This window comes from Alteromonas sp. CH_MED4-4, from assembly GCF_037029575.1.
GTDB lineage: Bacteria > Pseudomonadota > Gammaproteobacteria > Enterobacterales > Alteromonadaceae > Alteromonas > Alteromonas macleodii.
Genome location: NZ_JAYMEU010000023.1, coordinates 57,382 through 80,304 on the forward strand (window position 1 = coordinate 57,382; position 22,923 = coordinate 80,304).

The window sequence follows — 22,923 nt, forward strand, 5'->3', positions numbered from 1 at the left end:
CTCAAACCATTTTTTCCTTGTCTTGGAATAAAAAACTCTAGTCAATTTTTACTGAGGAGCTCCGTCAAGCTCTAACGCTAGTTTCTTTATTTGCTCATCGATCTCCGTTGTAGAAATACTTCTTGTTTGAAGAGCATTTGCTTGACGTTGTAAAAGGTCAATGGTGGCAAGAATCTCTGGCTTGCTTCTTTTTCGCTGCTCTATCGCTTTCGTTATTTCTACGAGGCCATAGTAAAATGAACATTTGTTTTGATAATTATAAACGTCTCTAAGCGCTTCTTTTACTGGGTAGTCGGCTAAAGGTTTATTCATTCCTGTTGATATTTCCGCGCTTTGCTTTTCTCTAGCCGCCATTGTTGCTCTTACAATCGTTGTCCCGATAGCTTTTGCGTAAACTTCTTCATTTACTAACGAACGTGAGGAGTTTACAAACCCAGCTCCGGCAGCGAGAGCTGCCTTCGTTGTTTCACCACCAGTTACCGTACCAATCGCAGACAGTAAACTAGACAAAGAGCCAGTGGTAACATTCCATGTGTTTAAGCCTGCAATTACAGATGCTTGATGTCTAGCACAGGAGCTGTCAGATATTGTCAGTAGATCTTCGATTAAATCATTGCGGAGATTTTCAGTTGTTGCTGAATTTACCCTGGCCTGTAACTTGTTTAGGTCAACAATATATTCCTCATCATTTAACAGATCTGATTGTTGTCTAAATAAAGGGTCCGCCTCATAGAAGCCAGAAATCGAAGAGCATCCTAGTAGTGAAATTGAAATGGGTAGTAAAAATAAAATCTTCATAAGTTCTTCCTTGATCTAGTGTTGGTTGTTTTTTGTACAGCCATCTTATGTTAGCTTTTTTGTTTAAAAAGTAAACAATTGATTTATGATGAAAGAAACTAGAGGAGGCTACAAGACATGCTCTAGCTCCAATGTAATTAGCCTTAAACTCATTACTAAATGTCGATCAAATAAATGAGCTTAATCAAAACAATTCACGTAGCCATATCTAACGAAAACTATTTGCGCCGCACATCAATAATGTGTTTAGCAGTACGCAAACCCTCGAAAAGGCTAGAACTTAATGCAAACAACAAGCACGCACAAAACCAGCAAGAGTCGGAAAGCCGCACTATTGGTTACGCTTTTTGCCACCTCTTTTTTTACCTTTGCTCAGTCGAACACATCTGAACAAATTGAAATAAAGGGCAGTAAGGGCACTACTGTAACGGGTAATGTTCAGGCGTCCTTCGATAACCCCTGGGCCATGACATTCTTGCCAGACGGGCACAGCTTGGTAACGGAAAAAGCTGGCACTCTATGGCTGCTTGATGAAAACCAACAGAAGCGTTTTGCTATTAGTAATGTGCCAAGTGTTACTGCGCGCGGGCAGGGCGGTTTAGGTGATGTCATTATTCACCCTGACTTTGCGTCGAATAACACCATTTATATTTCGTACATTGAACGAGATGAAAAAGACGATGCGTTCAGCGGTGCAGTGATAGAGCGAGCCACGCTTACCTTATCTGATAGTGGCGCGAAGTTGACTGATAGAGAGCTAATTTGGCGTCAGTCGCCGAAGGTGACGGGGAATGGGCATTACTCTCACCGCATGGCGTTTTCACCTGATGGCCATTTATTTATCACCTCGGGCGAGCGCCAGAAATTCACGCCAGCACAAAACATGGCGATGAACTTAGGTAAGGTGCTGCGCTTAAACGACGACGGTAGCGTACCTGAAGATAATCCGTTTTATGGTCAAGGCAACGTAACAGAACAAATCTGGACGTTAGGTCACCGCAATCCGCTAGGCATCGATTTTGATGAGAAAGGTAATTTATGGGCTCATGAAATGGGGCCACGCCATGGCGACGAACTTAATATTATTGAACGAGGTCGCAACTATGGTTACCCAGCAGTGTCGCAGGGCGACCATTACTCAGGCGTGAAAATTCCTAACCACGAAGACTACCCCATCTTTAAGTCGCCTGAATTGGCGTGGGTGCCTGCCATTAGTCCTGCCGGTTTTATCATTTACAAAGGCGATAAGTTTAGTGACTGGAAGGGAAATGGTTTTATAGGCGGTTTGTCTTCAAAAGCGCTGGTTCGAGTTGCATTTAATAAAGACGATGAAGGCAACTGGAAGGTGGAAGAAGCAGAACGCTACGAATGGGGTAAGCGAGTACGCGAGGTTGAGCAAGACAATAAGGGCAATATCTATGTGCTTGAAGATAAAGAAGGCGGAAGGCTGATAAAACTCAATTCACTAAACTAGACGCCATGTAAGCAGAATGAAGCTGAAACATAGGCTTTGAGGGCACATAAATACACATCGATAAGTGATGAGAATGTGTGCTCTCAAGCTGCGATAGCTTCATCAGGTCTTGTTCTTGAGTGACTTTTTTAAAGCCTTTTTCTTTTAAATGACGCTTTTTCTAAGTTGGGCCACATTTTTACACCCCAAAGGATAAATGTGTTGCAAGAACAAGACGGTTTCGCAAATGGTTTTAGGTGTATCTGCAAGCACCTTTACGCCATGCGCAAACAATGGAGGAGTTTAGTATCAACCCGTTGAGCGATGTGATACGTTGCTCTTTAGACGAAAGTATAAGTTAATCTATTCGAACCTCAGGATCCTCATGTCACAGCCCCCCCAAAACATTAACTTTGAACGTTGCGAAGACGAGCCAATACATATTCCCGAAAGTATACAAAGTTACGGTTTTCTTATTGCTTTTAATTACAAGGACTTGAAGATTTCGATTGTCAGTGACAACTGCGAGTCAGTGTTCACTGAGCCGCTCATTGGTAAACACTTTTTAGAAATACTCTCATCAGATACGAATGAACGGGCATTTCTTGAAGAAACGTTTGATAGGGTTACAAAAACCAAGATTAGGCTGCCCATTAAGCTTCACTTAAAAGCCTCGATGTTAGAGGAAGGAGCGGCGATAGATTATTTGGCGGTGGTTTATGATTCTGGTCACAACTATGTTGTTGAGCTAGAGCCCGCAACTGAATTCAGAGATACCTATAGCGCAGAGCAATTTATCAAACTCTATGCTATGTCTATTGCTCCGCGCTTTAAAGAAATGACGTCACTAAGAGAGATGGCTCAAGAAATGGTCTCGACCATTCGGTATCTCACAAATATGGACAGGGTAGTACTTTACAAATTCAATGATGACTACTCAGGGAAAGTTATCGCAGAAGCTAAAGCCGATGATATGGACTCATATCAAGACTTGTATTTTCCTGCGTCAGATATTCCTGCACAGGCTAGAGCGCTTTACAAAACTAACTGGGTAAGACTAACCCCTGATACTGAGTTACCTCCTGCAAGGCTAGTTCCATCGACTGAAGCATCAGGCAGAGAGCCGCTGGATCTCACTCGCTCGCTGCTGCGAACCTTTTCACCTATTCATCTTCAATACATTAGAAACCAAGGTTTGCGAGCTTCATTTTCGATCTCTTTAGTAACGGACGGCGAGCTTTACGGGCTAATTTCTTGCCACCATCGGGAGCCTAGTTATATTCCACAAGATGTTAGGCTTCAGTGCGAAAACCTGAGTCAGCTATTTAGCTGGCATTTATTGGCGAAAGAAGAGGAAATTGCAAAGCATAAGAAGTATGCAACTGACGAAGCAGTTGATGCCATGCTAGACAGAATAGGTCCAGCAAATCCTATCAGTCGTGTCGTTAAAAGCGGTGAAAAAGCATTTTTGGAAGCGCTTAATAGTTCAGGGTTTGTTTATTATTCTCAGTACGAGACCATTACCCTCGGTTCTACTTTACCGATAGAACTCATCAAGGAAATCTTTTCCAAAGCAAGCAGCCAAGGTGGATTCCCATATACCAACGACGCGCTTTATGACGATTACCCAGAAGCACGACAGTACGGTATTGCTGGCATAATGATTATTCCACTGTTTGAAAAGAAGCAATACTTTACCGCCTGGTTCAGGAAGGAAACCCACCGCGTCCAAAAGTGGATAGGCGCTGAAGATGAAAAGTCTGAAGATGCACCAAAAGCTCAGCGGCTTAAACCCAGAGCTTCTTTCACAATCCATACCCGCACTATTAAAGGGCGCTCGACAAGTTTTGATAAGGCGGATGTTGATACTGCCAATCGCCTGAACAGAATGTTTCTTGTTTACGCGCTTGATGTGCAAGAGCGCATGCATATCAGTATTCAAGAGCTTGAAAAACAAGATAATTACAGAAATGAATTTCTCGCTACATTGGCCCATGAACTTCGAAATCCGTTAGGGCCTATTATGTCTGGGGCAAGTATTCTAGAAACGGTTGATGATGAAAAAACGCGAAAAAGAGTGACAGCTATCATTAATCGTCAAGCTGAATATATGTCTAAACTTATCAATGATTTGATGGACGTGTCTCGCATCACGCGAGGGAAAGTTAAACTTGAATTTGAAAGATTGAAAATTCAAGACGTGCTTTCAGACTCTCTTGAAATTGTTGAGCAACAAGTAAAAGCGAAAAAGCATGATATAACGGTTAACTGTCTTGAAGAAGATGTGACAGTATACGGAGATAAAGCACGTTTAAGCCAAATCTTTTCTAATATCATTCACAATGCAACTAAGTATACGAAAGAATCAGGAAAGATAGTCGTAGAGATCAGAAAAGACGGGGTCATGATTGTTGTTGCTGTTAAAGATAATGGCATGGGAATACCCGAGGATAGGCTAAAAGATGTTTTCAATATGTTTACCCAAATTGAAGCGCACTCTACTCACACTAAAGGCGGTCTTGGTATAGGGTTAACTTTAGTGAGTAAGCTTGTTGCGTTACATCATGGTGAAGTGTCTGTGATGAGCGAAGGTGTTGATCGAGGAAGTACCTTTGAAGTCAGGTTGCCTATTTCTAAAACAGCCTACGAGCAATCTGAAAATCAAAAACTGGACCCTGTTATACAAAGCAGAAGTAAAGTCATGTTCGTTGACGACAATGCTGATCTCATTGACGCTTATTGTCTGCTGGCAGAGTCTATGGGTGTGACTGCCCTAGGCATTACTTCTCCGAAAAAAGCTGTTGATGCATTTAAAACCTTTAAACCTCACTCTGTATTTCTTGATATCGGCATGCCAGACATAGACGGCTATCAGTTAGTAAAAATGCTTAAAGCCTTGCCGGAATCAGAAAATGTTAAGTTTTATTCTCAAAGCGGGTGGGGCTCAGAGAAATATGTAGAGGACTCCCAAGCGGCAGGCTTCGATCAGCATTTCGTAAAGCCATTGTCAAAAGACACAATTCAGTCGGTACTAAGCTAAAACATCTGTTAAGAGGTTGAAGCTTACCGACTGAATGACTCAAATGCTGTGAAACGCGTTATAATGCCGGACAAACGTAATTAGGAATAAATATGAAAGTCTGTGGTGTAGATTTAAAAGGTAATGAAGCAATTGTTAGTTTGGTGTCGCTAGCTGACGGCTTGTTTCATTTGCCAGATTGCCGTACGCGCCGTTTAACGCTTGCCGATACCAGTGCGAAGGGCCTAAAGAGCTTCCAAAGCACCTTCGCTAAACTTGTAGAAGACTACAAAATTGATGCAGTGATAATTCGTCAGCGTCAAAGCAAAGGAAAATTTGCAGGTAGTGCAATTGGCTTCAAGTTAGAGGCTGCCATTGAATTGATTGAAGGGCTTCAAGTTGTAGTATTTAGCCCAACGGATATTAAAGAATCACTACGTAGAAATCCGCTTGCAGTGCCATTTTCTGAGACGGGTTTAAAACAGTTTCAAGAAACCGCTTTTACGACGGCGTACGCGTGGCTTATGAAAAATGAGTATGCCTCGCAAGAGTCAGACGAGTAATAATCAGGAGCGGTTAGCTCAACGTGTATACTACTGTGCCTGCATTTATTGTGCGGGCATTGTTTTTCTTAATTTCTCTTCTCCCAGCCTGAAAGGCTTTACTTCACCATTCCCTCAACTTTCGCATTCATCTCTACCAATGCTGTGTAAAGTGCTTCTAACTGATCGCTAAAAACAGCTACGCTTCCATGCTCATTACGTTTTATCGTTAGCTCAATCGTTGCAGCTAGCTCAGCTAAGGCGTAAGCGCCAATGTACCGAAGGGCAGTTATGTAGATATGCGCTATACGAACAATAGAAGCATAGTCTTTTTCATCAATGGCTTTTCGAAGGTTATCTAGCTCTTTGTTAAGTGCTGCAAAGTCATTAAGTAACTCTTTATACAAAGTCTCGTCATTTAACATTGCTTGCATGGCTTGAGATTTATCTATAAAGCTCAGCGGTATTGTGTTTGCCGATGGCCCATTGGTTACTTCAAGGGTCGCCGTCGACTTTCCTTCATTTAGCACTTCAACAAGCACGTCAAAGAAGCGGTTTGGGTCAACCGGTTTGTTGATGTGGCCGTCCATGCCCGCCGCCAGGCTCTTGTCAATGTCTTGCTGCATGGCGTGCGCCGTCATGGCAATAATCGGCAAAGTTAACTTCAGCTCATCTCTGATTTTTTTAGCTGCTGTTAACCCGTCCATAACGGGCATTTGAATATCCATCAATACCACGTCATAGCTGTTATCTTCACGTAAGGCTTTTATGGCTTCAAAGCCGTTGCTAACCACTTCAATATTCGCGTGGGTGTCGTTTAACAGGCCAAGGGTTACTTTTTGATTCAGCGTATTGTCTTCTGCGAAAAGGATCTTCGTTCCGCGCAGATTGGGCACAGGCGCAGCATCTGCTGGTAGGGTTCTTGTGTTCACGTTTAAGCAAAGCTCTTGTAGCTTATCTACAAGCTCACTAGTGCTAAAAGGCTTTTTAATGAAGGTTCGAATACCTAGTTGGTTAGCCTGCTCTCGCATATGAGGCGACTCGAATGCATACAGCATTATCACCTTCGGTGGCTTAATTGAAAACTCCTGTTTCATGATGGCTGCGACTTCCAATCCATCAATGTCAGGCATATTCCAATCTAAAATAAGTACGTCGTAAGGCGCACTGTTTCCCACAGCAGCACGCATTTTGGCTACGGCTTCTTTACCGCCGGTCGCAACGTCTGCTCTAATGTTTGCCACTGATAGCGACTCGATAATAGCGTCGCGCGACACGCCAATGTCATCTGCAATAAGCACCTTAAGTAACGAAAGTTGCTTAGACGGCGATACAATTTGTTGGGAAGCATCCTGTTTAACGGTTACGGTAAAATGAAAGCTTGCGCCTTTTCCAAGTTGGCTCTCAACCCAGATCTCTCCGCCCATTAATGTGACTAACTGCTTACATATTGCTAAGCCTAGGCCGGTGCCGCCGTATCGACGAGATATAGACTCATCACCTTGGTTAAATGGTTGAAATAGCAATGCCTTTTGCGTGCTGTTTAGCCCAATCCCTGTGTCTTTAACTTCAAATTCAAGCTGAATATCTTCTACATTATGCGTGCATCTAACGCTTACCGAAATAAGTCCGTCCTCGGTAAACTTAAGAGCGTTACTGACTAAATTGCTTAGAATTTGCTGTATGCGTAACGGGTCGCCGATGAGGTTTAATGGTACGTCACGTGATATATGCTGAATAAGCTCTATGTGCTTTTCCTCAGCGCGCCCTAAATGCAGTCTAATGGTTTGGTTTACTAGCGCGTCTAAATTGAACTGCGTCGATTCAATATCAAGCTTGCCTGCTTCTATTTTTGAGAAGTCGAGTATGTCGTTAATTATACTTAGTAGGGTTTGCGACGCGCCTTCTATCTGAATAAGGTTCGTTTGTTGATCTTTATCTTCTGCAGCCCGCTGCGAAAGCTTGGTCAGGCCGATAATGGCATTAAGCGGCGTGCGAATTTCGTGACTCATGCGTGCAAGAAAGTCAGATTTTGCTTTTGTTGCTTTCTGAAGGTCTTGAGTAAGTGCATCGAGCGCCTTACGTTGTTGACGAGTTCTAAGCCATAGGCCAACGACTAAGCCTAATGAAAGGATCACAAAACCGATGAAATACAGCTGAAACGTGTTTTGCTTTTTCTGTATGAGGTTACGCTGCTCTTTTAGCTGGTTGTCTTTCTCTAGAAGCTTGATGGTTTCTTCTTTTTCGGAAATAGAAAGCCGTACGCGGTTAAGGGCTAACAATCTTGACTGCTGTTCATTAAAACTCTCTTCATAAGTTTTCGTGTATAGCTTTGAATATTCTAATGCGGCTTCAAAATTGTTGGTTGATTCAAGGAGTGAAATGAGCTTTTCCAACATGCTTAGAACCACTGACTTGTCGTTTTTTATGGCGTCTTTTTTTAATCCACCTTCAAGTTCGCTAATAGCCAAGTCTATTTGATTGCGTTTAATGTAGATGTCGACCAAGCGCAGTAGTCTAGACCCTTCGTTGTATTTAAAACCAACTTTGCGATCTGATTCCGCAGCGCGGTTCAACATGGTTAGCGCTTCAGTTAAATTGCCTTGGGCGATATGTAGCTCAGCCATTTTGGTATGAACAATGCCAATAAAGGGGTAGTGCACCTCTTTGAACAATTCTTCTGCCAGCAGAAGGCTTATTTTAGCGTCTTGATAGTCCCCCAGTTCCGTTTGCGCGTAACCTTGGAAAAAGTAAGCAATGGCTTTGTTTTCTTTATCATTTAAACGCTGGGCTGCGGCGAGGAAGTTTTGACCTAGCTGCAACATCATTTCGTAGTTTTGCAGCGACATGTACACATTGCCCATAGCGCTATATACAAGCAAGGCGTTATCGCTATTTACTTCAATGAAAGCAGCAAGGGATTTGTTGAGCGCTTCGAGTGCACGAGCATGCTCACCTGACAAGTCCAAAATTAGCCCTTCTAAGCGAAAAGATTCTGCCAGCGCCATGGTGTTGCCGCCTTTTTTCGCAAGCTTGCGGGCTTCCAACAGAGTTTCGTACCCCGCAACAAGGTCTTGCTCAAGTATATGCTTATAAGCTCTTAGATTGAATAAACGGGCTTGCTGAAAAGCGTTCGGGTGGGCGTCGAAGAAGTAGCCTAGCTCAGTGAATGTGGTTTCTACAGACTCATCATTGTTTTGAATTCGCTGCTTCAGTTCGTCTAGCGTAGTGACTGATGATGTGGTGTTAAGTGGTTCTTTTAAAAACGCAAAAGTAGGAAGCGCCATCGTAAAACAAACGATAGCGAAGATGCATTTCAAACGGCGCTTCACTTTCTACTTCAGCTAGCTTAAAAAGATAACGACTAGTAGCTAATTACGCGGGTAGCCTTGCTTGTATCATCAAAGCGTTTGGCTACTTCGTCCCAATCTTGGTCTTTAATTAGCTGAAGATCTTCACCAGATAAACCGTACTTTTCTGCAGTGCCCACAGGGTCCTTTTTATACGCATCCATTAGTTTGCTGTTGCTGTCTAGCTCAACCAAGAAATCTACAATTGTTTTCTTTGCCATGTCGTTTTTTCCTTTTAGTTTACTTTTGGAGATCTAAAGTCAATAACTTGCTGCTCAGTTAAACCTAGCTTTGCCAAACGATCCTGACGGTATGCTGGCATGCCAAGTGAGGGTACAACTAGGGTCGAAATTAATGTTGGCTTGGCGAACTGTAATTCGCGAAGCAACACTTTTTGTATTTTGGGGTCGCAAAGGGGCAGGGTGGCTGCCTCGTAAATAATCAGCTCGTGATCTTCTGGGTAGTGCTCGGCCAGAATGTCAGCCAGCATGGCAAGCCCAGATCCACTGTGACTAGCATCTAACACGCTTAGCGTTGCTTCTCCGGCTAAACCTATTTGCCAGATGATTTGCGTCATGTGAGGGTCAATGCGGTAATCGCGAAACAAAAATTGAGTTGCTTCATAAGACTGACAGCCAAAGCGAGAGGGATCTATTCCCAAATCCGCAATTAAGCAGTCTTCTGCAGACACGCCGGGGAGCATTTGCGCATCTAGGCCAAGTTCCCGCACTCTGCGAATAGCCTCATGAGAAGGCGTAACAAATACGCCTGGGTGACCATAAAAAGCCACACATACTTTTTTACCTTCAACAACTGACTGCACGATGCGGTCGGCCATTTGGTCATAGGTGACAGCGCGAGACTTTCCTTCCTGATAAAGGTCGTCTAAAGACACACTGTTCGGGTTAATATTGGTGACCACGTGTTCACCAATCTTGTTCATGATCCCCATGTACACAATGTCAGCATTTTCGATGTGGCTTTTGGTCGCTATCGTCATTTGACCCGCAACACTGATTCCAGTGCCAACTACAACTAGCGATCCCTTAGGAGTATGTTCTTGTCCCTGAATTAGCGTCATATTTTCCTTTACCACTTGCTAATTGTGATTCACTCAACACTATAAATTAGATTTAGGGTATTTGCTACGTTCACTGATTTATAGCATCTACCATTGCTTTCACATCAGCGTATCGGCAGTTTTCACAAGACCCAAAGCCCTTTACTTGTCTCACTTTAAATCGAGTGAACAAAGGCATGGTCATGCCAGTTAGAAAACGACAGCAAATAGATGATGTGATTGGGCCATCAAATTTTCCGCTCAAATGCGCTTTTAGTGCTGCTATGGCCTCTGATATTTGGTCTGGGTTCGGTGTGGGAATTGGGTTTGAATAGCTGAGCTTAGCCACATTTCCCTGACATACACTGCAGTGCCCGCATTCATTGGGCGCTTGGGAATCGTCAAAATACGCCGATAAGTTATAGCTTAAGCAAGTATTAAGTTCGAAGAAGCCTACCAGCGCGGCGATACGTTCTATTTCTTTGCGCTCGTTTTCAGCGAAATAGTGAGCCAGATTATTAGCTAAGTCGGCATTTTGCAGTTTTTCGTAGTCCACGCGGTATACGTCAGTTATTAAGCGCGAGGCAAGCTCAATATGATTGTGTTCATGTAAATACTCTAGTGCGGCAACCACTCTTGCACGCTCTGCGCCGTAATGCTGATAAATACTGTCGAAATCTACAATGCCCCACACCTTTTTCATATTTGAATGAGTGAATACGGCGTCTAGAAAGCGAGCCCGTTCTTCTGAGAAAAGGCCGAGTATGGTGGTTTTCTCTGAAATAAAGCGAAATTTGTATTCAGCAAAATAGGCATACAAAGGGCGAATAACGTTGGCGAGTTCAAGCTGTACCAGCAGGGTTTTAAGCGGAAGCTGTCGTATGTTGCTGGCACTCGATAAGCTATTAATTTGCGTTTCCCACTGGTAAACATTGTTTTCGCCGTTGGTAGGTGAATCATTGTGCGCCGCTGAATTTATGTGAGCGGGGGCCTGTGCGCTGATATCATCTATTACGCATTGAATGGCGCTTTTATCTGGTGTATCGCCATAAACGAAGTTCTCTATGGTGACTAGCCCGTCAAGGTTAGCTAAAACCGTGCAGTTTGCGGCTTTACCGTCTCGTCCACCTCGGCCAATTTCTTGACTGTAGTTTTCAATAGACTTTGGTAAGTCGTAATGAACAACAAAGCGAATATCCGACTTATCAATGCCCATGCCAAATGCAATGGTAGCCACAACAACTTGAAGCTTATTGTGCATAAAATCTTGCTGGATACCTTGTCTTACATCACTGTCGAGACCAGCGTGATAAGCCTTTGCAGCAAACCCTTGTTGCTGTAGGACCCGGGCTACTTCTTCTGCACTATTTTGCAGCGTGACATAAACGATACCCGCACCTTTCTGTTTTTGAATTTCTTCAAGTAAGGCTTGGTTTTTATATGGTTCATGTACTGGGCGAACATGCAAATTCAAGTTGGGTCGATAAAACCCTGTTTGAATAATGTTGGCTGGCGCAACATCAAAGCGCGCTGCCATATCTTCTTTTACTTTTTTAGTGGCAGTAGCTGTGAGCAGAAGTACTAACGGAATATTAAGCTCTTTCTGATACGCGGGGAGTTTTAAGTAGTCAGGGCGAAAGTTGTGGCCCCACTCAGAGATACAGTGTGCTTCATCGACAACTAGCATACTTACTTGAACAGATTCAATAAACTGTCTAAAACGCTCGTTCTTAAAACGCTCCACTGACACCATTAAAATTTTACACTGCCCAGAACGCACGTCGTTCATCACCTGCTTGTTTTGCTCGGGCGTTAGCGTAGAGTCGATACTCGCTGCTGCAATGCCTTTGCTATGAAGAAACTCCAGCTGATCTTTCATCAGCGCTAATAGTGGCGACACAACCAAGGTCAAGTGTGGCAATTGCGTAGCAACAAACTGATAGCACAATGATTTGCCCGAGCCAGTGGGAAAAATCGCTAGCGTTGAATTTCCACCAAGCAGTGATTCCACTGCCTCCTTCTGTCCCTCGCGAAACGCCGAAAAACCAAACAGCTGCTGCAAAATATTGGGGTCAGAGTACATTAATAAGCTTCCAAGTCGCGATATAAAAAATGGGGTCAGAGTACATTAAGCTATTTCCGAGCAACCAGCGGTTAACTGCTCACTGATTTGCGGTGGCCTACCCAACGCTTCGTGTTTTAAACGGTGCCCAGTCAGGCTTTCAATTTGCTGTTTAAATGTATCGCTTCCCAGCACTAGTCCTCTTCGAGTACCGCTTTGAATTTTATCAATGTCAGTTTGAGGCAGTTTATCATCGAACAGAGCGCGGTAAGCGGCAAGACGCTGGTTTTCTGAAGCTCCTAAATTTAGGTATACAGGATGAGGACTGTGCAGTGACGAAGGTGTGCCTAACGCATTTATTCTGTAGCTTGACCATTTATATTCAACCGGCTTTTCGACCATGTTCGCTCTTACAGGGTTCAGCTCGATATATCTATAAACCGTGAGAAGATATTCGTCGTTAGAGACCAGACTGGAATGAAACCTTCCTTCCCACAACGTTCCAGAGCGCTCATATTTGTGGTTAAAGTACCTCACATACATGCGGCCAAGCGCTTGCATCATTTTGCTTACGCCAAGGTTATCAAGCTTAGGAGTGCAAAGTAAATGAACATGATTGGTCATCAATACCCAAGCATGTATGCCTACATCAAATTTTGCAGAGAACTTTTTAAGCCAGCTAATATAAGCGATGTAGTCGTTTTCACACTTAAAGCATATTGAGCGATTGTTACCTCTTTGGATGACGTGTTGAGGATAGCCTGCGGGAGCCAAGCGAGGTTTCCTTGCCATAATTTCACCAAATTCCTTTCTATATTCTCTCTAATAAAATGAGTGAATTGAGTAAAGGCTACAACCCTGTACCTACCAAAACTGGTCTAAGGGACAAGCTGAAAGAATAAAATGAATGGCTTGTTTGGCTCTCCTAAATTAGAAAATGTACTCTGACCCCATTATTCATATCCCCAGGGGGCGCTTGGCGTTGCTATAGGATTTTCGAGATCAAAATCTACCTGTACTTCGCGGGCAGGGCGAATTAGTCGGTAGCTAAAGCGGCTAGGGTAGATCATCATTTGCCAGACGTTATCTGTTGATGCTGCAATTCCCGATTCTATAAATAACGCTTTTGAATATACATCTGTAGGAAACGACTGCACTTGGGGGAACCCTTCATCTACGGTGTGGCCGCCATACATGGTTGAAGAATGAAAGCTGCCATCTTCATTTCTATGATCGTGCTTCAGCATAAGACCCGCGCCGGTTTTCGTTAGAATCCAAGTGCGGGATGCATCGTCTCCCACGTGAAAAGGAATTTGAATTTCCGAGTCTGTACACTTTCGTACGTGCATAACAAGCTTCGCATTACCGAACGTATTACCCACATTGTCTTTGCTAACTTTGCCCTGAAATGCTTTACCGCAGTGGGCCTTTATCGCATTAAAAAATGCATCGTGAGTAGGAATCGAGACCAACGGTGCCTCTTTTGCAAGCGCAGCATTGCTTATTACAGCAAGCCCAAGTAAGACATACGCACAATACTTTTTCATTTCTTAATTCATCATAGCAAGTTGATACAGGCTTAGCAGTGTAACCCATCTGAGTAATGGGGTCAGAGTACTTTATTGATAAAGCTCATGGCGTGATGTGTGATTAGGAGAGCGGCGGTATCACTTGGTGTAGTCGTTGGGTTGCTAAGCAGAAACACTCGGAAAAAATGTACTCTGACCCCATTTTTCTGAAGGGGCAGTTCAAAACTTGAAGTAATGGGGTCAGAGTACTTTATTGATCAAGACTGTGGCGTATTGTGCAATAGAGAGTGGCGGTATCAGTTGGTGTAGCTGTTGGGTTGCTTCGCGGAAAAACTCGGAAAAAATGTACTCTGACCCCATTTTTCAGCGTGCGAGAAATGTACTCTGACCCCATTTTTTGGGTGTATAAGTGGTCGAAACGCATATGTATTCGCAATATAAATATTGCTGATAGTTGTGGCGTGTTAGCTTAGCAATACATTCAGCGTTTAATTTTCAGGGCAAAATAATCACATGAATAAATCAAAACAACTGTTTACGCTAATTACCTCAGAAGGTGAACTTCAGGTATCGTTAAAAGAAGTTGATGTTCCAGAGCCGAAGCCGCACGAAGTGATAGTGCGCATGGAAGCTTCTCCCATCAACCCTTCAGACATGTGGCCGATGTTTGGCCCAGCAAGCCTAGATAAAGCGACCTTCGATACAGATAAAAGTGCGTTGGTTGCGCCGGTGCATAAGCCTTTGTTAAATCGTATTAAGTCGCGTTTAGACCAGACTCTGCCTATCGGAAACGAAGGTGCAGGTACGGTTGTTAAGGCGGGTGATAGCCCGGAGGCACAAGCTTTAATGGGCAAAACCGTATCTATTCTTACTGGTGCAGCGTACACTGAGTATGCCTGTGTGCCTATGCAGGCATGCTTGCCTCACCTAGATAGCACCACGCCGCAACAAGCAGCGTCGTCATTCGTTAACCCTCTGACCGCGCTAGGTATGGTTGAAACCATGCGTATGGAAGGTCACAAAGCGCTTGTACACACCGCAGCGGCATCGAACCTTGGGCAAATGCTGAACAAGATTTGTTTAGAGCAGGGCGTAGAGCTTGTAAATATTGTTCGCAGCCAAAAACAGGTGGATATGCTTAAAGAGATCGGCGCGAAAATTGTGCTCGACTCAAGTAGCGAGAATTTTAAAGCCGAACTTTATCAAGCTATCGACAGCACGGGCGCAACACTAGCGTTTGACGCCATTGGCGGCGGTGAGCTAGTTAGCGATATCCTCACTATGATGGAAGCGTCGGGCAGTAAAGATGCAAAAGGCTTCAACACTTACGGCTCTGACAGCAATAAACAAGTGTATATCTACGGTGGCTTAGATTTCTCGCCTACTATTTTGAATCGCGCTTACGGCATGACGTGGAGCATTGGTGGTTGGCTATTAATGCGTTTCTTAGGCAAGCTTGATAAGAAGCGTGTAGGCGAGCTTTACCAAAAAGTTGCTACGGAAATTAACACTACCTTTGCGTCGTCTTACACCAAAGAATTGAGTCTTGAGGAGGCATTACAGCCTGAGAATGTAGCGCTTTATAATGCTAAAAAGACCGGTGAAAAATACCTGATTGTGCCAAACAAGGGCTAATCAGCGCAGCGTTTAAATACGGCAATTTCAGCTAAACTTTGATTAATAATAGGGTCTGTTGATCTTTGATTTACAAACTTCGGTTTAAAGTACATCAAAGGGCTACAGACCTTTTTTTGTATTCATTATCATTCAGCTGCAAAGAAGCTGAAAATGCTGCGAAGTAACCAGTAAACAGTAACCGAGATAAAAGGTATTTGAGACAACATGCCTGAAGGCCCAGAGATTCGTCGCGCTGCAGATAAAGTTGAAGCGGTGATAAAAGATATCCCCCTAGAAAAAGTAGAGTTTGGATTAGCTCAACTTAAACCCTACGCTAAGCAGTTAGAAGGCGAAAAAGTCTTGCGCATGGAAACCCGTGGCAAGGCGCTAATTACCCATTTTAGTAGTGGGCTCTCTATGTATTCACATAACCAACTCTACGGCGCGTGGCATACCTGTGCACGCAACGAAATACCGGATACTACCCGTCAGCTAAGGGTAGGGCTTCATACCGAAACACACAGTGCTATTTTATATAGTGCGTCTGACATTAGCATTTGGCCAACGCAAACTATTCATGAGCACCCTTTTTTACAAAGAGTTGGGCCCGACGTACTCAACAATTCGGTGTCAGAAGAAATGGTATTAGAACGTTTACGTTCAAAAGCTTTTTATAACCGCGCACTAAGCGGCTTATATTTGGATCAGCGCTTTATGGCGGGGCTGGGTAACTATCTTCGCAGCGAAATATTGTTTGCAGCAGGTGTTCACCCCTCACTTAAACCCTCTCAGTTAGATGATGATCAGCTGCGCAGCTTGGCACATCACACCTTAGCAATATGCAAACGCAGCTATGAAACTGGTGGCTATACCGTGTACACAGAACTACGTGAAGTGCTTGAAGCAAAAGGCATTAACTTTGAAGGTACGCGGTTTATGGTGTTCGACAGGGAAGAGCAGCCTTGTAGAGTCTGCGCCACTCTAATAAAACGCCAAACGTATAACGGGCGGCGACTTTATTGGTGTAGCCAGTGCCAGGCGAAGTGAACCACATCCCCGTTTTTTGATGATCAAATAATAATCTGTTTGACTTGTCTCCAATTACGATTAATTATGTCCGTAACTGGTTACGGAGTTTTATAAAGTGAAGTCATTTAATGAATTGGGGCATATTGCATTAGGTACTGCCTTACGTCAGTTAGCCGCGCAGGTGTCAAAGGATGCGGAAAATACTTATGCGAAATTTGGGTTTGCGATAGAGCCAAAGTGGTTCCCAGTATTTTACGTGCTCGCGTCAAAAGGTGCTGATTCCGTCGTGAATATCGCTAAAGAGATAAATCATTCTCACGTGTCGGTGAGTAAAATCGTAAAAGAAATGAAAGCACGCGACCTAATTGAAAGTTACAAATCGAGCGACGATTCACGGGTTACGCTGGTGGCTTTAAACGATAAAGCGAAAGCGATGGTGCCCCAAATGGAAAAGCAGTGCGATGCCATAGACGCAGCCATGCGCGAGCTAAAAGATGAAACGGGTATCGATTTGTGGGAAGCGTTGAGCGTAGTTGAAAGGCATCTTCGATATCGCCCAATTAGTGCAAGAGTGGACGGTGAATCGCCTGATATTAAGGTAGTCGATTATGCGCCAAAGTATCGCGAGGCATTTAAATCGCTCAATGTTGAATGGATAAGCAAATATTGGGAGCTCGAAGAGCCCGACTTTAAAGCGCTCGACGACCCTGAAGGCTACATTTTGAATCAGTCGGGTGTGATATTGATTGCGTTAGATAAGGGCAAACCCATAGGCTGCTGTGCACTTATTAAACAAACTGACGATACGTTTGAACTTGCCAAAATGGCGGTGTCTCCCAAAGCTCAAGGCAAAGGGGTAGGGCTGCTGTTAGGTAAAAGTATTGTCGAAAGAGCGAAACTGATGGGGTTAAAGCGGCTTTATTTAGAGAGCAATTCGGTACTTAAGCCCGCAATACGTTTGTACGAAAAGATAGGGTTTAAGCATATTGAGGGGGCGTCATCGCCTTACGCGAGATGTGATGTGCAGATGGAGCTTTTATTCAAATAAATAATAGTTATCGTGAAGCGCAGCTATAAGTAAAGCCACGCAAATCAGCGGTCGCTGTTTTGGTTTAACTGAAGGTTCAATACCACCGTTGTCAAAACGGTTAACTCTCGGCTTTCATTATAAAATGATAAAAAGCTGAGACGCATTCAGTCCATTTTTGCCAAAAGACGAGTGTGCGCCTTGTTAATCGCACACTCACATTCTTACTAAAATATTCACTCAAAAACTCTCAGGCACAGAAAGTATCATTACTTTCTTTGTGAGTAATAATGCTGCTCTCTGCCTTCGTTTACCATTTTCACATCGGCGCAATATTCAGAGACCGGCCTTATCAGTAACCTAGGAATGCCAATGGGTTCTCCGGTCTCCAAGCAGTATCCAAAAGACTTGTCTTTTATTCGTCGCAACGACTTATCGATTTTAGGAAGTAGCTTTCGCTCCCTGTCCAAAATTCGAAGAGAAAGCCTGGATTCTTCTTCATACTGCGCCCGATCAACTTCATCGTTTATCTCAGGAGGTTGGCTTAACGATGCCTTCATCTCTTCAATATGAGCCATGGTTTGCTGTTTTAAATCGTTGAGCAATGCCTGAAAAAATTCAAGCTGCTCATCGTTCATGTAGTCGTCTTCACTGGCGGCAAGAAGCGCTTCTTTAGTCAACGTTTTACTCATTTCAGCTCCACTAGGGCTTGATGAAACCAGCCTAAAACATGCTTATAGTGTGCCTCGCCATACAAACGTAGAAATTGCTTTGTATGCTGATCCTTCATGTTCGAAAGCGCCGCTATCCGTGATTCTAAAAACGCTTTGTCTAACGCTATGCCACAATCGCGGACAATACAGTTTTGCCATTCAACGAAGTTAGACGGTATTACCGGTGAATTCATGAGGCCTCCTGTTAGTCGAGTTTGGTTTTAAGCCCTCTGCGAATAAGCAGAGCATCTGTTGTTGGCGCTTTTCCTCGGAATGCTTTATAAGACTCCATCGGGGGACGAGAATTGCCGGTAGATAAGATTTCCTTTCTATATTTCATACCGTTTTCTAACTTTAATCCGCCAAGTTCTTGCATATAAGCAAAGGCATCAGCAGCTAAAATTTCACTCCACATATAGGCATAGTAGCCAGCGGAATAGCCGCCACCCATTGAATGTGCAAAGAATGCTGACTTATAACGAGGCGGTACATACGACAAGCCAACATTATGTTTATCGAGAGCTTGGGCTTCAAAGGCTTGGATATCTTCAGGCGCCTGATCGGCAGAGATAGAATGCCACTCCATATCAAGCAGTGCTGCAGACATATATTCCAATGTGTCATAACCCATATTGAATGTACGTGAACGAATCACCTTTTCCAGCAGAGCCTCTGGAATAGGCTCGCCAGTTTCATAATGCTTGGCATAGTTTGCAATAACGTCAGGGTGGGCTGCCCAGTCTTCTTCGAAGGTAGAAGGGAACTCCACATAGTCTCGCGAGACAGATGTGCCGGCCAACGTTGGGTAATTCACGTCTGATAGCATGCCGTGAAGTCCGTGGCCCATTTCATGGAACATGGTAGTCACATGATCGTAACTGACTAATGTAGGCTCGCCATCAGGCGCTTTGTTTATGTTCATTACATTAACCACAACAGGCTTTTGCGAGAGCAATTTCGACTGTCCTACGAACGAACTCATCCAAGCTCCACCGCGTTTACCTTTGCGAGAAAAGTAGTCGGCATAAAAAATCGCTAAACTGTCACCATTTACATCGAACAGCTCGTAAGCCTTTACATCAGGGTGGTAAACCGGCAAATCTGGACGGGGCTTAAAGCGCACTCCGTACAATTTATTCATGGTGAAAAACACGCCATCTTCAAGCACGCGATTAAACTCGAAGTATTGTTTCACCTCGTTTTCATCTAGCTCGTATTTAGCTTGTCTTACCTTTTCTGCATAGAAAGCCCAATCCCAAGGTTTTAGTTCGAAGTTATTACCTTCCGCTTCAATCATTGCTTTAATGTCAGCGGCTTCTTTTTCAACGTTTTTAAGCACAGCGGGCACCATACTGCCTAGCATGTCGTATACAGCGCTTGGCGAACCGGCCATTTGCTTGTCTAGGCTGTAGGCCGCCCAGCTATCAAATCCAAGCAATGCTGCTTTTTGTGCGCGCAGTCCTGCCAATCGGCTAATAATTTTGGTGTTGTCGTATTCCCCAGACTGGTTTCGGTAGGCCGATGCTTCCCACACTTGCTGGCGAAGTGCTCTATTTTCTAGTGAAGTAAGGACAGGTTGACGAGTAGTGTTCGTGATACTTAGAAGATACTTGCCTTCTTTATCAGCAGCTTTAGCAGCATCTGATGCGGCCTTTATTTGGCGCTCTGACATCCCTGACAGCTGCTCTACGTCATCTACTACCACCGCAATTTCAGATGACTCTGCCAGTAGGTTTTGAGAAAACTGCGTGGTTAAGGTTGAATGTTCTTCGTTTATTTCACGTATCTTCTGTTTATCTGATTCATTGAGTTTAGCGCCAGCGCGAACAAAATCAGAGTAATACTCTTCGAGTAGTCGGGTTGATTCAGTATCTAACTCCAACGCGTCGCGCTGGTTGTATAGCGTTTCAATACGCTTAAAAAGCGCACTATTTAAATTAATGGTATCGCTGTGAGCCGCCAGCTTTGGCGCTAGAATTTTTTGGATTTCTCTGCGTTCAGGCGAGCTATCTGTTCCTACTAAGTTGAAAAACACTCGGCTAGTTCTGGTGAGTAAACTTCCGCTTTTTTCAAGCGCTAGCAGCGTATTATCAAAGGTGGGGGCGTCAGGGTTAGACGCTATTTTTTCTACTTCTTGTAAGTGCTGTCCCATTCCTTTTTCAAATGCAGGAATGAAATGCTCGTCCTTTATCAAATCAAATTGCGGCGCGCCGTAAGTCAATGAATTTGTCATAAACAAAGGGTTCGTCTGCTCTGCTTTTACTGAGTCTGTCTGCGTTGTGGCAGTCTTATTCATTGTTGACGCCTGTTCGGTGCAGCCTGTTGCCAAAAGTATAGAAGATATCGTGGCTGAAATAAGGAGCTTTTTCATAGGGTTCCTAAATTTTTAGGGTAATTAACTGTATTTGAGTGTAATGTTATATTGTAACAATTGTCAATTGTGAGAAAGTGCGAAGAAATTAAAGGGAGCGATAGAGGTGCTGCTGGGTTACGCCTTGAATAGCGATCTGCTAGTTTTCTTTGAATAAAACTTAACGTGCTTCTCGTTTTACAAACATGAACACTAACATTACGTTTAAGCCAAATATGGCAATGCACAACGACCCAATAGTGGCATCTCTGAAGCTAAAGAATTGAGCCACGGTGCCTGCGCCAATGGTGCCTAGCATCATACCCACCCGAGTGGCGTTTGAATAAAACGCAGAAGTGAATCCAGTTAAGTCGGGCGCTTGTTGTTGCAGTAAGGTCAATCCAATACCAGCATATAAACCGTAGAACAGCGCGTTCAATATTTGAAGGGTCAATAACTCCCAACTTGACTGAGAAAAGTACACGCCAACGTAAAAGCAACAGCCGAAAATAAATGCCACAGCCATGATACCCGCAGGTGGGAAGCGTCGGGCTAATTTTGCTGCTAGCAGCATAGTAGGTATTTCAAGTGCGGCCACAACCCCCATCATTAGCCCAGGCAAATTTTCCGGCAACCCCAGTTCATTCATTACGTACAAAGGCATGGATGATAAATACATGACATTGCCTGCCATTCCGGCAAGTATGGCTAACCCCACAAGCCAAAACGGCAGTGATAGCGAGCCTTTAAGCGTTGTATTGAGAGACTGTTGATTGGCTTTTTGAGGCGGCACAACGTTCACCACAAACAGCGTTGCAACAATCACGCATGCAATGGCCACCGAGAAGGACGCTGCGAAGCCAAAATTGGCAACCAGCGTAAATGCTAGCGGCGGGCCTACCACCCAAGCGAGAGAGATGGCCGCGCGAACTTTTGAGTTAAATGCGGCTAAATCGATGTCTTGGTTTTTTGCCCATAACCCCGAAACGGTCAACATTTGAGACACGGCTCCAGCGCCCACCGACATAAACAAGACGCCAGCGAGAAATACGTGCCAAAACTGTTTGCTAAAGATAAAGGCGACCATGGCAATGCCCACGCAAATCATGGTTAGCCCGTAAAGGCGATTTGCGTTAAAACCTTTGTCTGCCAAGTGCCCGAGGTACTGACTGATCACCAACCCTGATAGCGTAACGGACACCATATAAATACTTATATAAATAGGCTCAACGTTGATCTCATCAATGAGGAAATAGCTCATCAGTGGCGTAACAAACGACGATGTTAGGCCAGTTAATAGACTTAACAGTAAAAAAGGAAGTTGTGGAGAGAATGCGTGACGCGATGACATGAGGATACGAGCTCCGAGGAACTGTTAAACGTGGTTGACCGAAATTCGTAAAGAAAAGGTCGCAGCCCTTAATAACGAGGGCGCATTATAAGTGCTGCGTATCTCATGTCTATGACAAAGCTTTTATTAGTTATGCCGTTTTAAATACTTAGTTTACTTCATGCGCCCAGGCCAATAGCGCTTTTTAAATTTAAAGAAAGCTCGCAATTTCTCTAAGCGACTTTTTCTGCATGGCGTGTGCAGGAATTGTGGCGTTATCCGCCGGATAACCTGCAATAATCAACATGTAAGCACGCTCGTTATCAGGCCGTTGACAGACTTCGGTTAAAAAATTCATTGGCTTTGGTGTGTGGGTCAAAGTTGCCAAACCTGCGTTGTGGAGTGAAGTAATAAGCATACCCACTGCGATACCCACCGATTCGTGCACATAGTAGTTTTGGCTTTTTTCGCCCGATTCTGTCTCTCCAAACTTTTGACTGAATACGGCAATAAGCCAAGGCGCGGTTTCCAGATAAGGTTTACTTGCGTCAGTGCCTAACGGCTTTAGGTCATCTAGCCACTGTTGCCCAGCACGCCCATTATAAAAACCGCGCTCATGCGCTTCAGCCTGTTCGCGTATTTGTTGTTTTACTTCGGGCGACTGAATGGCGGCGAAATGCCAAGGCTGATGATTCGCTCCACTAGGTGCAGTGCCAGCAGTCAAAATACAGTTTTCAATTACCGCTTTATCAACGTGCTTGTCACTAAAGTGACGAATACTGTGGCGGCGCTGCATGGTTTTTAAAAAATCTTCGCTTCGGGAAAGCATTTGCTCTTCAGGGTACTCAATAAAATCACTGAGCGGAGAATGGTCGTGAGGCTGCATTTATAATCTCGTTTTTCTGCTTTTTTACTACTCTATCGTTAGTGACGGGTTATTAAAAATAAAAACGTGCTAACTAGGGCGTGTATATGGTCTCCCCCGTTATTGCAAGAGTAAACATGCTGTTTTGACTAAAATGGTTTGCGTCCGTATATCCGGCT

Annotated in this window: 18 protein-coding genes; 6 read left to right on the forward strand and 12 right to left on the reverse strand. The window is 44.0% G+C overall.

Going from position 1 to position 22,923, the window contains the following annotated elements:
• Positions 1–48: 48 nt before the first annotated feature.
• Complete coding sequence (locus WA381_RS15230) at positions 49–798, reverse strand: hypothetical protein (RefSeq protein WP_156086769.1); 750 nt, start codon at positions 796–798, stop codon at positions 49–51.
• A gap of 283 nt (positions 799–1,081) precedes the next feature.
• Between WA381_RS15230 and WA381_RS15235 the strand changes: the two genes are divergently transcribed.
• The 3 genes from WA381_RS15235 to WA381_RS15245 all read left to right on the forward strand — a co-directional run bounded on the left by WA381_RS15235 (position 1,082) and on the right by WA381_RS15245 (position 5,833).
• The gene (locus tag WA381_RS15235) at positions 1,082–2,272 is read left to right on the forward strand and encodes a PQQ-dependent sugar dehydrogenase (RefSeq protein WP_156086768.1); all 1,191 of its coding nucleotides are present in this window, start codon (positions 1,082–1,084) and stop codon (positions 2,270–2,272) included.
• A gap of 364 nt (positions 2,273–2,636) precedes the next feature.
• The gene (locus tag WA381_RS15240; protein ID WP_156086767.1) at positions 2,637–5,291 is read left to right on the forward strand and encodes an ATP-binding protein; all 2,655 of its coding nucleotides are present in this window, start codon (positions 2,637–2,639) and stop codon (positions 5,289–5,291) included.
• 92 nt (positions 5,292–5,383) lie between these two features.
• Positions 5,384–5,833: a DUF3010 family protein gene (locus WA381_RS15245; protein ID WP_156086766.1), complete on the forward strand. Its 450-nt coding sequence runs from the start codon at positions 5,384–5,386 to the stop codon at positions 5,831–5,833.
• A 98-nt stretch (positions 5,834–5,931) separates the two neighbouring features.
• On the opposite strand, the gene WA381_RS15250 is transcribed toward WA381_RS15245, so the two are convergent.
• From WA381_RS15250 to WA381_RS15275, 6 genes are all read right to left on the reverse strand, one after another.
• Positions 5,932–9,099 (reverse strand): hybrid sensor histidine kinase/response regulator, encoded by a 3,168-nt coding sequence (locus tag WA381_RS15250; RefSeq protein ID WP_156086765.1) that lies wholly within the window; start codon positions 9,097–9,099, stop codon positions 5,932–5,934.
• 77 nt (positions 9,100–9,176) lie between these two features.
• On the reverse strand, positions 9,177–9,383 hold the full coding sequence (locus tag WA381_RS15255; RefSeq protein WP_014977183.1) for a hypothetical protein: 207 nt from the start codon (positions 9,381–9,383) through the stop codon (positions 9,177–9,179).
• A gap of 14 nt (positions 9,384–9,397) precedes the next feature.
• Positions 9,398–10,243, reverse strand: coding sequence for an SAM-dependent methyltransferase (locus WA381_RS15260; protein WP_156086764.1), 846 nt, complete (start codon positions 10,241–10,243; stop codon positions 9,398–9,400).
• Between the two features lie 70 nt (positions 10,244–10,313).
• Positions 10,314–12,305 carry a RecQ family ATP-dependent DNA helicase gene (locus WA381_RS15265; RefSeq protein WP_156086763.1) on the reverse strand — a complete coding sequence of 664 codons (1,992 nt, stop codon included), beginning with the start codon at positions 12,303–12,305 and terminating at the stop codon, positions 10,314–10,316.
• A 45-nt stretch (positions 12,306–12,350) separates the two neighbouring features.
• Entirely contained in the window at positions 12,351–13,076 is a 726-nt protein-coding gene (locus WA381_RS15270; protein WP_156086762.1) for a transposase, read from the reverse strand.
• Positions 13,077–13,237: 161 nt separating this feature from the next.
• A complete protein-coding gene (locus WA381_RS15275; protein ID WP_156086761.1) occupies positions 13,238–13,831 on the reverse strand; it encodes a hypothetical protein in 594 nt (197 codons plus the stop codon).
• A 495-nt stretch (positions 13,832–14,326) separates the two neighbouring features.
• On the opposite strand from WA381_RS15275, the gene WA381_RS15280 reads away from it, so the two are divergent.
• The 3 genes from WA381_RS15280 (at position 14,327) to WA381_RS15290 (ending at position 17,507) form a co-directional block, all read left to right on the forward strand.
• Positions 14,327–15,448 (forward strand): zinc-binding dehydrogenase, encoded by a 1,122-nt coding sequence (locus WA381_RS15280; RefSeq protein ID WP_039228082.1) that lies wholly within the window; start codon positions 14,327–14,329, stop codon positions 15,446–15,448.
• A 207-nt stretch (positions 15,449–15,655) separates the two neighbouring features.
• The gene (gene nei, locus WA381_RS15285; protein ID WP_156086760.1) at positions 15,656–16,477 is read left to right on the forward strand and encodes an endonuclease VIII; all 822 of its coding nucleotides are present in this window, start codon (positions 15,656–15,658) and stop codon (positions 16,475–16,477) included.
• Positions 16,478–16,574: 97 nt separating this feature from the next.
• Positions 16,575–17,507: a bifunctional helix-turn-helix transcriptional regulator/GNAT family N-acetyltransferase gene (locus WA381_RS15290; protein ID WP_156086759.1), complete on the forward strand. Its 933-nt coding sequence runs from the start codon at positions 16,575–16,577 to the stop codon at positions 17,505–17,507.
• A gap of 248 nt (positions 17,508–17,755) precedes the next feature.
• Here WA381_RS15290 and WA381_RS15295 read toward each other — a convergent pair whose 3' ends face one another.
• The 5 genes from WA381_RS15295 to WA381_RS15315 form a co-directional block, all read right to left on the reverse strand.
• Complete coding sequence (locus tag WA381_RS15295; protein WP_039228088.1) at positions 17,756–18,178, reverse strand: TraR/DksA C4-type zinc finger protein; 423 nt, start codon at positions 18,176–18,178, stop codon at positions 17,756–17,758.
• The gene (locus tag WA381_RS15300; protein ID WP_156086758.1) at positions 18,175–18,393 is read right to left on the reverse strand and encodes a hypothetical protein; all 219 of its coding nucleotides are present in this window, start codon (positions 18,391–18,393) and stop codon (positions 18,175–18,177) included. The genes WA381_RS15295 and WA381_RS15300 overlap by 4 nt, the downstream gene beginning before the upstream one ends.
• 11 nt (positions 18,394–18,404) lie before the next feature.
• Positions 18,405–20,570 carry a M3 family metallopeptidase gene (locus WA381_RS15305; protein WP_156086757.1) on the reverse strand — a complete coding sequence of 722 codons (2,166 nt, stop codon included), beginning with the start codon at positions 20,568–20,570 and terminating at the stop codon, positions 18,405–18,407.
• A gap of 160 nt (positions 20,571–20,730) precedes the next feature.
• Entirely contained in the window at positions 20,731–21,900 is a 1,170-nt protein-coding gene (locus WA381_RS15310; RefSeq protein WP_014950338.1) for a sugar efflux transporter, read from the reverse strand.
• A 190-nt stretch (positions 21,901–22,090) separates the two neighbouring features.
• Positions 22,091–22,765 (reverse strand): nitroreductase family protein, encoded by a 675-nt coding sequence (locus WA381_RS15315; RefSeq protein WP_156086756.1) that lies wholly within the window; start codon positions 22,763–22,765, stop codon positions 22,091–22,093.
• Positions 22,766–22,923 lie beyond the last annotated feature (158 nt).